The following is a 15,991-nucleotide window of genomic DNA, read 5'->3' as shown; positions in this document are numbered from 1 at the left end:
TATCTTACTATTGTTTATTAAACTATAGTTATTAATAACACTCATTATAACATAATTTACAAAATATCACACATACATTGGCTCTCTATTTCTTAAGTCTTTTATTTTGATATATGAATACACAAAATTGCTTTAAACGTTGAAATCTTCTACGTCAAATTCCTTGTTTTTATAGTAATATTTACGATCTTCTTCTGTAATCTCACGAATAACTTTAGCTGGGTTTCCTACTACTATCACGTTATCTGGAATATCTTTAGTAACTACACTTCCTGAACCTATTACAACATTGTTTCCAATATGAATTCCAGGGTTTATAACAACGCTTCCCCCTACCCAAACATTATCTCCTATGGTTATTCCTATTCCATATTCATACCCTGAATTTCTGGAATCTGGATGAATAGGATGTCCTGCTGTATAAATTGATACATTAGGTGCAAACATAACATTATCCCCTATTTTCACCTTTCCAACATCTAATATTGTGCAATTATAATTAGCAAAAAAGTTTTTGCCTACTTCAATGTTTTTTCCATAGTCACAGTGAAAGGGCTGTTCTATACAAATATTATCGCCAGCCTTCCCAAGTATATCTTCAATCAGTTCACTCATCCTGTCTTTTTCATCTGGTCTAAGTAAGTTATATTCATATATTTTCAACTTATTTTCTCTTCTTTCTTCACTTAGGCCATCTAGCCAAGCCTTATATGGTAATCCTGCTAACATTCTTTCTTTTTGATTCATTTCTTTCCACTCCTTTTATTTACCTTAATTAATATAATTATTTTGGTTTTTTGTATCTTTAAATAAATATTTGCGTATTATCCTATTAACGTATTGTTCTTTCTTGTATTCTACTCAACTTGAGGTTCTTTATATTTTAATATAGTAATTAAAATTAATGTAAAACTATAAACTACTGTAAATGCTAACGAAAATGCAATTCCATTCTTCATGGTTGCCGAATATATCATTCCAGCAATAACTCCTGCAACTCCTTGCACAAAACTAATGAATGATATTCCTTCTGCTATTAGTTTATCCTCTAAATGCCTCTGTGCAAAGGCAAATGGAACAACTTGATGTATCCCAACTCCAATTCCTATAATTGCCGTTGATAGTATAATAACAAAGTAACTAGAGATAAATAATGTTGCTACATAAATACATGTTCCTATAAAGATGGTTCCTGACATTAGAATAAAAATAGTCTTTGTACAACCTTTCTTTGAAATATATACACCAGCTGCACTTGACAAGGCCATTACGAAAATATTACACGGAGCAAGCACAATAGCACTAATAGCCGTATTTGCACCTAGAATAGTTTGCGCATAAAGTGGTATATAATTACCACTGCAAGAAATACATGTAGTTATGAAAGTAATTAAAATAATTACACCATATCCCCTTTGCTTTAGTAATTGTAAAATTAGTAATTCTCTTCTATTTTTTCTATCTTCATTTAAGTTTTCAGTTTTAGAATTTTCTTTTACAATATTTACATTAATTTTCTTTCTTATTTTACTCTTCGGCATAAAACAACCCACAAGTAACATTCCAACTACAAATAAAGGAAGCAAAATAGCGATTGATACACGCCAATTCCAACTTTCAGTAAGCAATCCACAAAGTATTGGGCCCAAAATAAGCACTAAAGAATAGATCGTCTGCATAATTCCAATTCTAACTGGATATTCTTCTGACATTATGTCATTTATCATTGTAAATACATTTGCAAAGAATAGTCCCCAAAAGAAACCTGAAGCACCTCTAGCTAAAAGAAAGGTAACTCCATTTGTTGCTACTGAACTAATTGCTATGCTTAGAGCAAAAGCACCCACACTCCACATATATAATTGTTTACGACCAAAATATTCTCCAGCTCTGCCTGAAATAAGTAATGAAAAACTTCTAGCTAAAGGCTCTAATATAAACATTGCATTGAACAAGTCTAATCTACCATATTCACGAAATGCTGTAACTGCATAAATTCCTGTACTTCCAGCAATATAGGATACACATATATTTATGATGACTAACCCCATAAACACTATGTTTACTCTATTTAACTTTAGTAATTCTATTTTCATATTTTTCCGCCTTTTATTATAAACTCATTCTATATCGAAATTTATTTATGAAAGCATATTAATAAATTAATTATAAATAATACATTTTTCCCCTAATTTTAAATAACACATACTGCGCATATTACTTCGCTAATCTTTAATTCTAATATAAGTGTATTAACTCTTTTAATTCGGATATAATAAGCTCCTCATTGTTTTCACAATCTGTTCCACCAATAGAGATGCTAGGTTTAGTTTTTCCATGAAAGTCACTTCCACAAGTTAAAAGCAGTTTATTTTTTAAAGCAAACTCCTTATAAAATGCCACTTGTTCTTTACTGTGATAACTGCTATAAACCTCTATCCCCTTAATACCATATGAAATAATATCCTTTAATAAGTTAATATTTTCTTTAACATTGTTTCCAGGGTGCGCAAGTACGGGTATTCCTCCACTTTCTTCAATAATTTTAATTGCTTTCTGCAAGTTAATAAATTTCACTTCAGCATACGCTGGTTTACCTTGAGCACAATAATCCCAGTAAAAATTAACATACGGATTATCACTTCTTGATCCATTTTCATAATAAGGCATAAGCAGTGGATTTTTATGTTCCTTGTCAAATTCCATAGCAGCTTCAGCAATCATCTCACCATTAACTACTCCATTTCTAGATAAGGTCGCTATAACCTCATCTGAGAATTCTATACCTAATTCACGAATCAATTTCATACGCTTTTTTGATGCAGTTTGTTCCTGCTTAATAATATTTTCTTCAATTTCATAAAATATCTTCTTATCATAATCTATTCCATATCCCAAAACATGTAAATTAACTTTATCAATTGTACAATCTAATTCTATTGCTGGAATGATTTTAATATCCTTCCCAATGCAATATTCTTTTGCTTCCTTTATTCCATTAACACTATTATGATCTGCAATAGAAAAATATTTTATTTGATTTTTCAAACACAAATCAACCAATTCCTTTGGCTTAAATTCACCATCATCACTACAATTTGAATGCATGTGTAAATCAATATAACTCATTATAAATCTCTCCTTTTTAATTTTTAATATCTTCTTTTCTAATTTTATAATTCCAAAAATAAATATTAATACAAATATTCCTAAACCAACTTTATAAAGTCTATTTACAAAGTATTTATCACGAAAAATATATTAAACTACATATTTAAGTACAACTTTAATATATTTTCATGCTCTTAAAACTTTCTTTTAAAGCTTCAATATGGGATCTAAAGACTTCAATGCAATCTGTTTTATTCCAATTTCAAAATCATGATTCAATTCTTCAGAAATTACTATCTCCGGAATCATAATTTTTTCAATTTCAGAATTACATCTGTGCTTAACTTCCCCAACAATTTCATCTGGTATTCCTTCTCCATATAAAACAATAATATCTGGATTATACATACAGCAAAAAGCTACTACTGTTTTTATAATTATTTCTTTCATTTGTTCCTTATTAAAATCAAAGTTATCCCAATCTACTTCAAAAGGAAGATATTTAATTTCACCTGCAAGCCCATTTCGACCTTTATAAATTCCTCCATTAATATAAATTCCCGCTCCTGGAGGATACTTGCTTGGAAAATATATTCCTATAACACATTGCTTATCTTTTATTTCATTAGAATAGCAATAGCCTTCAACGGCTGCATTAATATCATTTTCAAATATAACGGGTAACTTAAATTTTTCTTTAATATATGTTGTGAATAATTTATCCTGAAGTTCTTTATAGTCGCTAATTAGTAATCTTCCATCAATTTCTTCACCAGGCATTCCAAAGCTTATTACTTTTATATTAGGATATTTTGAAAGCATCTTCTCAATTAAACTATCAAAACTATTGTTTTGAATTTTATCCATTGTTTTTTCGATTCTTTCTAAAATCTCTCCATATAAGTTTGAAACACATATAAATGCTGTATCTTCTCCTCTTTGCTCATATAAATAGATAACCAATGCTAAGCTAAATTCACTATTAAAGCTATAAGCTGTGGCTGGTCTTCCCCCATTAGATGGCAATATCACATCTTCTATTACTTCTCCATTTTCAACGAGGACCTTAACTAAAGAATTAATTGTTACTACACTTAAGCCTGTTAATTCTGCTAATTGAGGCTTTGTTGCTGTTTTTACTAATTTAAATGTATTTCTTAGATTATTTAAATTAATTTCTTTCACTAAATTGGCATTTACACTAGCCATTGATTTCCCACCGCCTTTATAAAGATACTTTATTAAGTCTCTTTGTAAATAATATAAATGATATATATCAACCTGTCAATAAGCTTATGTTAAATAAAAATACTCTTTTAGATAATGATAAACTTGTTTCATTTATTTCTTTATAACTTTATTATTTTTGACATATATTCTTCATTCTTCAATTACTCTATTCATTTATAAACCCAATATTAGTATAATCAAATAAAAAAACTTGAGGTGAAGTGAAATGAATAATATAAAAGTAATTATCATGGATGTAGATGGTACCTTAACTAATAGTAAAAAGTTAGTTACAGAAAAGACTAAAGAGATTTTAATTAAAGCTCAAGAAAATGGAGTTAAATTAATTCTAGCATCAGGTAGACCTACCTCTGGATTGATGGATTTTGCTAAAGAATTAAAGATGAATGAAAATCATGGACTTTTAGTTTCTTTTAATGGTGCTAAAGTTGTTGATTGTGAAACTAATGAAGTTCTATTTAATGAAACCATGAGTATTGAAGAAGGACAAGCTGTACTAGAACATATGAAAAAATTTGACGTTAAGCCAATGATTGATAAGGGTGATTATATGTATGTTAATGATGTATTCAACAATGAGATTCATTACAAAGATACAATTATAAACATAATTAAGTATGAATCTAGAGGCGGTAAGTTTAAGTTATGTGAAAAAGAAGACTTGGCAGCCTTTGCAAACTATCCATTAAATAAAATATTAACGGCTGGTGAGCCTGACTATTTAACAGCTCATTACAAAGAAATGATGGAGCCCTTTAAAGATACCTTAAGCTGCATGTTTACAGCAGATTTCTACTTTGAATTTACTGCGAGTGGAATTGATAAAGCTAAAGCTTTAGATACTGTATTAATTCCAATGGGATATAAAAAGGAAGAAATGATTGCTTTTGGTGATGGACATAATGATGCATCAATGGTTAAATATGCTGGTGTAGGTGTAGCTATGGCTAATGCTGTAGATGATTTAAAAGCTATTGCTGATGAAGTTACCTTATCTAATGAAGAAGATGGTATAGCATATACACTTAATAAATACATAGACAATGTAGTTATTTAATTTAGAGAACCAAAATTAAATAAAATATTGTATAATGTTCATGAGGTGATCTTCATGAACATTTTTAGCAAATTAAATAAATTAACCAACTTAACCGAAAACGAAAAAACATTAGTCAGCTATATGCAGGATAATCCTGAGTCTTTTGTGAAAATGAGCGCTCTTGAAATTAGTGAAGCTTGTTTTATTTCAACCTCAACAATTTATAGGCTATGCCAGAAATTAGATTTAACAGGGCTTTCAGAATTAAAAGTACAGGTATCTGCATCTATTAATGAATATTTAAAAGAAAATAGTTCCTTAGATTATAATTACCCATTTAACCAAAATGAAACTCAAAACCAAATTATTTCAAAAATGAAAGAATTATATGAGCAAACATTGGTTTCCTCTTTAAATTTAATAGATCCTGAACAATTAAAATTAATTTCTAATGTTTTAAAGAACACACAGCATATTGATTTTTACACTTCTGCTGGAAATATTTATTTTGCAGAAAACTTCAAATTTCAAATGCAAGAAATAGGAACCTTTATTAATGTTCCTATAGAAGAATATCATCAACTTTTAACTGCCTCTACCAGTAATGAAAATCATGTTGCAATAATAGTCTCTTTTGAAGGCAGAGGAATAATAATAGAAAGAATAGTTTCTATACTGAAAACAAACAAGACCCCTATTATATTGATTTCTTCTACAAACGAAAACCCTCTTACAAAATATGCAAATTATCATTTGTATTTAAGTTCAAATGAAAATCACTTTAATAAAATTTCATCTTTTTCAACTAGGCTATCTCTATTATATATTTTAGATTGCATCTATACCTGCTATTTTGAATTTAACTATGATAAAAATGTACAATATAAACTTAATGCATATAAGCAATTATCTGGGAAATAGATATATATCATTAAAATATACTACTAATCAGTTAAATCATATTTTTGGAATATTGGTTTTAATTGTTTCATGAATAGACCCATAATTGGTCCAAAAATAACCATACCAATTACCGTACCCTCTCTAATTGCTAAAGGAACGTTGCTAGTAAAAGCTACAATACTCGCAACAACAATGCATACAACATCTACTCCTTGTCTTAAAATATGAAATTTAATTCCTACTTTATTTGACACAGCCATACAGGCACCTTCCAATGCAAAAGTCACTACATCTAACAGCATAATTACTGCTACTGTAAATGCATTAATAATATATCCAACTATCAAAATTACTACTCTAATAAAATAATTTGATAACTCAATTCCGCCTAATACATTATAAAAAAAGAAATTCACTGTATATCCAACAATAATACATAGCGCTATTTGTAAAGCATGTTTAATCTTAAAATTTTTTCTTAATATCATTAACTCAATAAAAATGCATATAAAATTAAGCAGCATTCCTACTGTACCAACTTTAATTCCTGAAATTGAGCTTCCCGTTAAAGCTAATGCATCCCAAGCACCTACCCCTATAGCTGCTTTAAGTGTTAAAGAAGCTCCACATGATATTAATATAATCATAAAAAAACAAACTAACATTCTTTTTATCTTCATTATTATACTCCTTTAACTTAATCTAATCAGTCTCTTAGAAGATTTTAACTTAATGTGTTTGGACAAGTAATATAATTTAAGTATAATATTATTTTTCTTCCATTTTTATCAAATGTGTTTGCATTTATTTATTAACTAATTTCATAAAGTTTATAAATTATACAACCTATTGTGAAAACAATAGTTGCTCCTACAAATATCTTTGTACCAGCTTTAGCTTTTGTATCATCCCTTAATGATATGCTTAATGTAACAATATTAAGTATCATTACTAGAATCCAAAGTATATAATCGATACTTTTAAAAATTAATGTACCTATAATAAGTATTGAATTTACTATAGGATAGATGCTGTTAAACTTTTCTTTCATTAATATACACCACCTTATATTCTTGAATACCTAAAATAATGAGTTATCATTTCCATCTTCACTTTAAATTATTTTTATCCTTTTGTTCATTAAGCTGAATAATTACTTGTTTTTTCTAAATATAAGAGGTACAAAATTCATATAAATTGAACTCAAAAATGCACCTATCACAATACATATATAGCTGTAATCACCATATACATCCTTTAATACTTGTTTTTCATATTCAATAAAAAATGCAAATACAACAATGATTATAGTCAATATGATTTTTATATGTTTTTTCATTCCTGCTTTATTAAATAATTTATTATGAATATCTGTCTTCTTAATTATCCAATCAAAGATAGAATAAAAAACACAAAATATTATAAAAAGTATAATAAATTTCATTTTTCCTCCTTAATTCCTATAGACTTTTTTTAATTTTCTAATCCAATTTTCTTATAAATTTCAATAATGCATGGTGACTTATATTCACAATAGCTATCTATATCTTTTGGATATAATTTTGCAGCCTGTAATTTAATCGCACTATATTTTTCTACATCTTCTTTACTAGTTCTCATATAATTGCGAAAAGTAATATGTCTGTTTAATTCATCAGAATTTTTAGGGCAAACATACAAATGATGAGTCATAAACTCCATTTTTTCATTTTCATCATACGCAAAAGCCTCTCTACCCCTTACATCCAAATCCCCTTCATGATAATATCCTAAAGTTTCTAACTTAGCTTTAACTTCTTCAAAATTATCATAACTTTCTATAATAACATCTAAATCTATAATCGGTTTAGCTGCCAATCCTTCTATTGAAGTACTTCCTACATGTTCTATTCCAATAATATTATCACCAAGCTCTTTTTCAATACATATTTTTATTTTTTCAAATTCATGACTCCAATTAAAATCATATGGTAACACGACCACATTTTTTGTTCTCATTTTCTAACCCTCCACTAAGTTATAATAATAGCCTTCTTTACACATTAAATTATTACTATTTTATAGTTACTCTAGAATTGATTTCTATATATAACTATATTATATACGTAATAAAAAAAACTTACCATATTACTTATATACGGTAAGTCATTCCTAATAATTATATATAAAATTTCAATAAAGTTATACTGAAGGAAACTTAAGTCCAATTACATATTCTTCTGGATTGTTTGTTTCCAATCACTTCCAATATTTATCCAACTAAATTTTCTCCATCTTTAAATGCCCTTAAAGATAACTCCTCAAACGTTGCTAAATCTGGATTATAACTAGTTCCACAATAATGGATATTATCCTCTAACTTCCAGCCATATCTCACAAGAACATCAGTTACAAATTTTATCCCTGCTTCTCCTACTTTAGGATCTGGACTTCCTTGGGCAAATACAGTTATTAACTTTTTATCTGGATGTCTAGGTTTAATGTTTTGTCCATTCATCTCGATCATTGGAAATGTACGATCTAACCAAACTCTTGCTTGACCTGTAATTTGATAAAAATAAATTGGGGAACCAAATACAATTGCATCTGCTTCATTAATAGCCTCATACATTGGTTGTAAATAATCCTTAACAGCACATCCATCATAAGTACGGCAATAATAGCAACCTTGACATCCACGAATTCCAGGATCATTTAAATCAAATTCAATTACATCTGCTCCTTTAGATTCAGCTCCTTTTACCACTTGTTTTAATAATTTTGAAGTATATCCATTCTTTCTTGGACTACCATTAAAAATAACTACTTTTGACATCTTATCTACCTCCATTGAATATAAAGTTTTTTTGATTATTCGTATCTTGGATTCCTTTTGTTATTACTCCATATAACCAACCATATTATAACATATCAATCTATTTTATACATTTTTTTGCTTATTCCTCATTTCATATTTAAAATTCTTAACTGTTCGATAAATTGAAATTTGCCGATCAATTAAGAATTAAGAAATATGAGTAAAAAGTTCCGTACTGCATAAATGATCCGCATTGCAGCATAGCTGCTCTTTTTATAGGTGTACAAACTTGAAATACCACCAAACAACAAGGGCTAAGTTAAATAAAATCCATAATATTATTTTTATTATATCTTTCTTTTTCCCTATAAGATTATTTGTAAATCTATATCCTATATCTAATACCACGGTATATATAAAAATCAAAACAACCATTAAAAATTTAATATACTTATTAGCATGAAAAGTATCAGAAACTATATAATATATTATTGGAAAAAGGACTATCGCTGATGTACCACGTTTATGAAATTTTTCTGAACTCTTCACTCCAAGCCCCCCATTAAATATCTATTTCTTTATAAAAACAATCCTTTAAAAGTTTCAATTTTCCTATATAATTTTATTATATACATAACAAGAAAAACTTACCATATCATTTTTATATGGTAAGTCATTTTAAAAATTGCATTACTAATTTTTAATATATTTCAATGCTAAATTGTCTAATTCCGTTTTCAATTTTGAATTGTTGAATTTAGCTGCTATTGGAGAAAATATCTCAACAGTTTCTTTAGCTTTTTCTTTCCATCTTTCTGCATCCATAAATTCTATTGTTCTCATGTTATGAAGACGATCTGATAATTTTATCATGATAACACAGTCATCCAAGAAAGCTTTATTCCTTTTTGAATAGCTTTCATTAAAATTAGTCACATCGGCTATTGTTTTGGCAATCTTTGTTGAGAACCCTTCCTCTACTTCTTCTAAGGTTACTCCAGTTTTTTCTTCAATTATGTCATGTAATAAACCTGCTATAATTGTTTCTTCATCAGCCTCCATTTCAGCTAATATAATAGCTACATTTATTGAATGTGTCACATACTCTTCACCTGATTTTCTCTTTTGACCTTTATGAGCCAAACAAGCCAAGTTATATGCTTTTTCCAACCTTTCAAAATCATCAAATATTCTATTATTTTTAATACTTTTAATTAAATACCCGTATAATTCTTTTGGTGCTTTATAATTTTCAGTTCCTTTTAAAAATATATTAGCGTTTTCATATTCTTTATTTTCATTCATATAATAATTACCTCCTTCAACTAAGCTTTGAATGCAAATAGCATGAATAAAGGCAGGAGAAAAACCATACTTTCTTCGAAAAGCTTTTGTAAATCCACTATGAGTTTGGTAGCCATACTCCACTGCTACATCAAGTATCCTTTTCCCCTGCATAATATCTTTAGTCGCTCTAAAGAGCCTTCTCTCCTTTACATATTCCATAAGAGATATTCCCATCTGTTCACTAAATAGTCTTGAAAAATGATATATTGAATATCCCATTTTTTTAGAGATACCTTCTACTGTTAATCTTTCTTTAATATTATTTTCAATATATTGAATACACAAAAGTATGATTTCCTCATGCTTCACTGCTCTCACTCCTTAATTCCACGTGGTAATTATACTATAACCCTTTTTTTTATTTATTGCTGTTCCATTTTTGCTATAAGGTAAAAAAATATTTCCTTGTAAGTATTTTTTGAATTATCTACTTTGGAATTGATAACTCTATTTAGCAAGTGTTTTTCTCTGTCAAACAACAAAAAAATATTACTAGAAATCAAAATTTCCAGTAATATTTTAACGATAAATATATTAAGTATGCAAAATTATCTAAAGTCTAAATAATATTTTTAAAAGTTTATTTTACTATTATTATTTGCCACTAGTTGCTGGAGTAACATAAATACGATAACCTGAACTATTGTTGCAACCTGTTAGATTCACTGTGATCTGTCCATTAACCACTGGATAATTAGTAGTTGAAATTGTAGAAGGCCCCGAAGATACAGTATCTTTACTTATCCAATCAATCTTCTCTATCTTAACTGATGCTGTAGATGTAATAAAGGATGGAAGATTCTTTATTGTTGTGCTTATAGTACCATCATTTGGTCCACCGAAAATAAAACTGATAGACTTATTTGTTGAATCAACACATGCAGCTCCATCAACAAGATTGCTATCATCATTTGGTGGTGTTACACTTACCATTTTTCCATTCATATCTCCATACCATTTATAGAAATACCAACCTGCACCCTTTTGAGTATCAGTTGCAAGAAGACTCCCCAATCTACCTGGTGATGGAACAAACCACCATGTTATACATGCACTATCAACTTTATAACGCTCAAATTTTCCTATAAAGCGAGCTGATGATCCTGGTTGTCCTTCAAGGTTATGGTTTGCATCACAATATTCATTTATACTAATTGGTAATGTTCCTATACCTAATGATTTTTCTAAATTCCTATAATCTCTTAAATGTGATGATACTCCTTCTATTCCACTAAGTTCATGCCAACTTATTATATCAGGGAGACAATTATTTGTTTTGCAGAAACTTAGAAAGCTACTAAGGCTAGTACGATTATAATAACTGTAACAAGGACCTATTATTTTAGCACTTGGATCGTTAGCACGAATAGCATTATAAGTTTGTTTCCACATATCATTAAAGCTTCCATTAGCTGTGTTCCAGGTACCATCAGGTTCATTCCATATTTCATAACCATAATAATTATTTCTACCAGATGCTTTCTTATCAGAAATAAAGGAATTCACTTGATTAATCCAACTTGTCATACCTGGCCATTTATATGGCCAACCTGGAAGCATATCTGCTAGATCAATTGATACCTTAGCACTTGGAACTGAGGCAAGCTTTCCTGAAACAGGTATTGCAGCACCAAAACTATGCTGATTTCCAGACCCCCCTCTAGCAGGATTTCTCATTACATATGGATTAAGTGGAGCTACAAGACCACTAACATCCGCTGGTTTAGTTTCAGTCATTCCATAAAGAGATCCACTTGCACAATGCGTTGCATTCCTAAGTACACTTCCACAGTCAACATTAATAGAACTAGCTGCTGACGCTTTTATTCCTGATGTAGGCGCCAATACTACCATTATAGATAGACATAAAATTTTTGCTAAAACTTTTTTCATATACCCAACCTCCTCAAAACTTTTTATTTTCACAAAATAGTGAAATTTACTTGATTTTTAAACCCTTCTATATCTCTTTTCTTTTCAAAATCACCCCTTTTCTTTTTAAAACTTTATTTATAAATACAGAATAATGCTTTTCATTTTCTATATATTTAGCTTGTCCATTATTCATCTTCAAGAAACAATTATTTTTTTAATAAAAAGCATTTCTGATTTATAGCCATTTATATATAAGTTCTAATTAAGGTATTACATCTCACATTAAGAAATCCTGAATGGAAAAGTGAGAATCGAAAGTGAATTAGTTCTTGGTTGCAGAAAAGTTCCGTATTGTGGCAAAGCCACTCTTTTCAGATGTGCATAGCTACTTCTTTTATTTAAGTTCCGTTGTTGCAGAATAGATCCTTATTGCAGCATAGCTGCTCTTTATATAAGTGCATAGCTGCTCTTTTTATAGGTGTACATTTCGCTATTCGAACTTTCTCTGTGAGCTTCGCGACTAATTACAATTGATAATTGGAATGTATATATCCAAAATACATGCTAAATATTTACTCTTCTTTTAAATAATATATAATTGATGAAAAATCTCCACCATTGTTACAAAGCTCTTCTTGCTTTACTGGTATTCCTGCAAACATCAATTCATCGCCAAAAAATGCATTTTGTTTATCTTCATTAATATAATATTTTTTGTTTGAATCTAACCCTTGCAATTTAATTCTCTTAAACCCATCATTTGCTGTATTCAGTATTTTATAATACCCTACTACTGCTTCAGATTTATCTTCTGCCACAACCATCCAAGAATTTATATTATTTTCAAAAGGACTTAATAATCTATAAAAAATTCCTTTTTGAATTAGTTCCCTTTTAGCTTTCATAAATTCAACTTGCCTTTTTACTAATTCTCTTTCTTTCTTTGATAAATTATTCAAATCCAGCTCATATCCAAAAGCACCAAAGTATGCTACCTTTGCTCTAGTTTCAAGAGGAGTTGTTCTAAACACCTGCTGATTTGGCACTTCAGATACATGTGCTCCCATGCTACTTATTGGATATACAAAAGAAGTTCCATATTGTATTTTCATCCTTTCAACTGCATCTGTATTATCACTTGTCCAGCCTTGTGGCGCATAATAAAGTATTCCTGGATCAAATCTTGCACCACCACTTGAACATGACTCAAATAAAATATATGGGAATTCAGAGGTTAATTTTTCATATAAGGAATACACCCCTAAAATATATTCATGCATTACTTTGCCTTGATTTTCTGCTGTTTTAACAACGCTGTAACATTCAGTCATATATCTATTCATATCCCATTTTACATATGATATTGACGCTTCACGCAATACCTTTGACATAGCTTCATATATATAATCAATTACTTCTTTTCTAGAAAAATCTAATATATATTGATTTCTACAATGAGATGCTGTTCTATTTGGTGTATGAATAATCCAATCAGGATGATTTCTATATAAATTACTATCTTTATTAACCATCTCAGGCTCAAACCAAAGCCCGAACTTCATTCCTATTTCTTCAATTTTCTTTGAAAGTCCAACTATTCCAGCAGGGAGTTTTTTAGTATTTACATACCAATCTCCTAGACCAGCTTTATCATTATTACGCTCTCCAAACCATCCATCATCTAATACAAATAACTCTATTCCAAGGTCTTTTGCAGCTTTAGCAATCTTAAGTATTCTTTCTTCATTAAAATCAAAGGATGTAGCCTCCCAGTTATTTATTAAGATTGGACGCACCTTGTCTCTCCAAAATCCCCTTGCTAGTCTTGATCTATATAATTTATGATATATTTGACTCATTCCATTTAAGCCTTTATCTGAATACACCATTACAACCTCTGGCGTTTGAAATCTTTCATTTTCCTTTAATCTCCATTCAAACATATTAGGATGAATTCCTAACATAATTCTCGAGGTGCCATGAGTATCTACCAATACTTCGCCTAAAAAATTACCACTGTAAACTAAGCTAAAGCCATAAACTTCACCTTCAAATTCAGTTGTATTTGGTCTTTTTAAGGCTATAAAAGGATTATGTTCTGCACTACTTGTACCTCTCAAGCTATAAATCGATTGAACTCCTTGTTCTAAGCTTTTAATTTTCACATGTCTTTCCCTACTCCAAGCTCCCGCTAAATGTAACATTTCATAATCATAATCTGGCAAATCTAAACTACAGCTCATTGCTTTTGTCAAAACAATTTCTTCTTTTCCTTCATGCAGAAATTTCGCATTCCTTGCTATCACAGGTAAATCCTTGTAAATAGTATAGCTTAAAACTAATCTTGTTTTTATAAGCTTATCGTATAATATTATTTCTAAGGTTTGTGCTTCAATTTCATTTTCAACGTAAGTCGCAGGAAGTTTCTCCAGCTTCTTTTTACCTTTAAAAATGTTATAAGCCTCAAATTCAAAACAAGTTATCTTACTTCCATTCTTTTGCTTTATTTCAAAGGCAGGATATCTAAAGTCTGTTGTACCATAAGAGGGATATTCTTGTCTTGTATGTTGAAGTGAAAAGTTAGTATCACCTTCAAATACATATGCTGCTAATGGACGCATTCCCCCTTCTAAAAGATATGAAAAAGATTCTTTATGATGAATTCTTTTTCCATAATACAAATTCCCCAATTGGTTGTTATCTAATATTTTTATAATATAGCTTATTTCTTTATTATATAAATGAAATTCTCTAGATTTTTCGCTGTATTTAATTGCCATAACTTTCTCCCTCCCCATGGATTTCTGTCAATTATTTCAAAACTATAGTTTTCCTCCTGACGTTGCAATACCTTCTATAAATTGCTTTTGGAACACAATATAAATTGCAAGCATTGGCCAAATAGCAAGTACTGATGCTGCCATAAGCTGAGGGTAATTTACTGAATATGCACTTTGAATTTTTGCTAGAGCTGAAGATAAGGTTGCTGCATCAGCACCTGAGTTAACAATTAGTGGCCACATTAAATCTTTAAATGCAAATAATGCTGTGAATATTCCAAGTGCAACCAAACCTGATTTTGTAAGTGGCAACATTACCTTAACAAAAGTTTGTCCTATATTGCAGCCATCTAATCTTGCTGATTCTTCTAGTTCTTTTGGAAGCCCCATGAAGAACTGCCTTAGCAAAAATGTTCCAAAGGCACTAACAAGTCCTGGAAAAAGAAGTGCAAATACTGTATTTCTCATTCCAATTTTATCTACCATCAAATATTGTGGTATTATAAAAAGCTGAACTGGAACCATCATTTGAAATAATACTATTCCAAATAAAAAATCTCTTCCTGGAAACTTTAACCTTGCAAAAGCATAAGCTGCCATAGCACTAAAGCCCACAGAGCAAATAATTCTTAAAGCCATCATTGCAAAAGTATTAAAATATAATATAATAAAATTATTTTGACGTATTGCTTCTAAATAATTTTCTACCTTCCACTCAGATGGAAAAATAACAAAAGGATTCATTGAAGTAGATTCAGACACCGTTTTAAAGGATGTTAACACCATCCAAACAAATGGCAATATCATAATTACTACTCCAACTATCAAAAATAAGTGTATAAATAATTTTGACGTGTTCATTTTTCTATTTATACTAGTCATAATTCC

At 29.5% G+C, this 15,991-nt stretch carries 16 protein-coding genes; 2 read left to right on the top strand and 14 right to left on the bottom strand.

The features are described from left to right. Positions 1-132 precede the first annotated feature (132 nt). The 4 genes from L3B98_RS08740 to L3B98_RS08725 form a co-directional block, all read right to left on the bottom strand. On the bottom strand, positions 133-747 hold the full coding sequence (locus tag L3B98_RS08740) for a sugar O-acetyltransferase (RefSeq protein ID WP_015392407.1): 615 nt from the start codon (positions 745-747) through the stop codon (positions 133-135). A gap of 110 nt (positions 748-857) precedes the next feature. Further along, the gene (locus L3B98_RS08735; protein ID WP_238916335.1) at positions 858-2,096 is read right to left on the bottom strand and encodes an MFS transporter; all 1,239 of its coding nucleotides are present in this window, start codon (positions 2,094-2,096) and stop codon (positions 858-860) included. Between the two features lie 142 nt (positions 2,097-2,238). Next, positions 2,239-3,129, bottom strand: coding sequence for a PHP domain-containing protein (locus L3B98_RS08730; protein WP_238916334.1), 891 nt, complete (start codon positions 3,127-3,129; stop codon positions 2,239-2,241). A gap of 189 nt (positions 3,130-3,318) precedes the next feature. Then, on the bottom strand, positions 3,319-4,320 hold the full coding sequence (locus L3B98_RS08725) for an ROK family protein (protein ID WP_238916333.1): 1,002 nt from the start codon (positions 4,318-4,320) through the stop codon (positions 3,319-3,321). 247 nt (positions 4,321-4,567) lie between these two features. Here L3B98_RS08725 and L3B98_RS08720 point away from each other — a divergent pair, with 247 nt between their 5' ends. Together L3B98_RS08720 and L3B98_RS08715 are read left to right on the top strand one after the other, a co-directional pair. Next, complete coding sequence (locus tag L3B98_RS08720) at positions 4,568-5,419, top strand: Cof-type HAD-IIB family hydrolase (RefSeq protein WP_238916332.1); 852 nt, start codon at positions 4,568-4,570, stop codon at positions 5,417-5,419. 54 nt (positions 5,420-5,473) lie between these two features. Beyond that, positions 5,474-6,322 (top strand): MurR/RpiR family transcriptional regulator, encoded by an 849-nt coding sequence (locus L3B98_RS08715; RefSeq protein ID WP_238916331.1) that lies wholly within the window; start codon positions 5,474-5,476, stop codon positions 6,320-6,322. Between the two features lie 23 nt (positions 6,323-6,345). On the opposite strand, the gene L3B98_RS08710 is transcribed toward L3B98_RS08715, so the two are convergent. From L3B98_RS08710 to L3B98_RS08665, 10 genes are all read right to left on the bottom strand, one after another. Next, positions 6,346-6,984 (bottom strand): hypothetical protein, encoded by a 639-nt coding sequence (locus L3B98_RS08710; protein ID WP_077362359.1) that lies wholly within the window; start codon positions 6,982-6,984, stop codon positions 6,346-6,348. Positions 6,985-7,115: 131 nt separating this feature from the next. Then, positions 7,116-7,355 (bottom strand): hypothetical protein, encoded by a 240-nt coding sequence (locus L3B98_RS08705; protein WP_077362357.1) that lies wholly within the window; start codon positions 7,353-7,355, stop codon positions 7,116-7,118. A gap of 102 nt (positions 7,356-7,457) precedes the next feature. After that, positions 7,458-7,748 (bottom strand): hypothetical protein, encoded by a 291-nt coding sequence (locus tag L3B98_RS08700; protein WP_238916330.1) that lies wholly within the window; start codon positions 7,746-7,748, stop codon positions 7,458-7,460. 29 nt (positions 7,749-7,777) lie between these two features. After that, positions 7,778-8,302, bottom strand: a complete 525-nt coding sequence (locus L3B98_RS08695) for a GrpB family protein (RefSeq protein ID WP_238916329.1) — start codon at positions 8,300-8,302, stop codon at positions 7,778-7,780. Positions 8,303-8,555: 253 nt separating this feature from the next. Further along, complete coding sequence (locus tag L3B98_RS08690; RefSeq protein ID WP_238916328.1) at positions 8,556-9,119, bottom strand: flavodoxin family protein; 564 nt, start codon at positions 9,117-9,119, stop codon at positions 8,556-8,558. 255 nt (positions 9,120-9,374) lie between these two features. Next, positions 9,375-9,650, bottom strand: coding sequence for a hypothetical protein (locus tag L3B98_RS08685; RefSeq protein WP_238916327.1), 276 nt, complete (start codon positions 9,648-9,650; stop codon positions 9,375-9,377). A gap of 144 nt (positions 9,651-9,794) precedes the next feature. Next, positions 9,795-10,757 carry an AraC family transcriptional regulator gene (locus L3B98_RS08680; protein WP_238916326.1) on the bottom strand — a complete coding sequence of 321 codons (963 nt, stop codon included), beginning with the start codon at positions 10,755-10,757 and terminating at the stop codon, positions 9,795-9,797. A gap of 285 nt (positions 10,758-11,042) precedes the next feature. Next, positions 11,043-12,341, bottom strand: coding sequence for a cellulase family glycosylhydrolase (locus L3B98_RS08675; RefSeq protein WP_238916325.1), 1,299 nt, complete (start codon positions 12,339-12,341; stop codon positions 11,043-11,045). Between the two features lie 554 nt (positions 12,342-12,895). Beyond that, a complete protein-coding gene (locus tag L3B98_RS08670; RefSeq protein WP_238916324.1) occupies positions 12,896-15,103 on the bottom strand; it encodes an alpha-galactosidase in 2,208 nt (735 codons plus the stop codon). Positions 15,104-15,145: 42 nt separating this feature from the next. Beyond that, positions 15,146-15,985 (bottom strand): carbohydrate ABC transporter permease, encoded by an 840-nt coding sequence (locus L3B98_RS08665; protein WP_238916323.1) that lies wholly within the window; start codon positions 15,983-15,985, stop codon positions 15,146-15,148. Between the last annotated feature and the right edge of the window lie 6 nt (positions 15,986-15,991).

The sequence above is a fragment of the Clostridium sp. YIM B02555 genome, from assembly GCF_022320955.1.
GTDB lineage: Bacteria > Bacillota > Clostridia > Clostridiales > Clostridiaceae > Clostridium > Clostridium saccharoperbutylacetonicum.
This window is presented reverse-complemented; position numbering and strand designations above follow the sequence as displayed.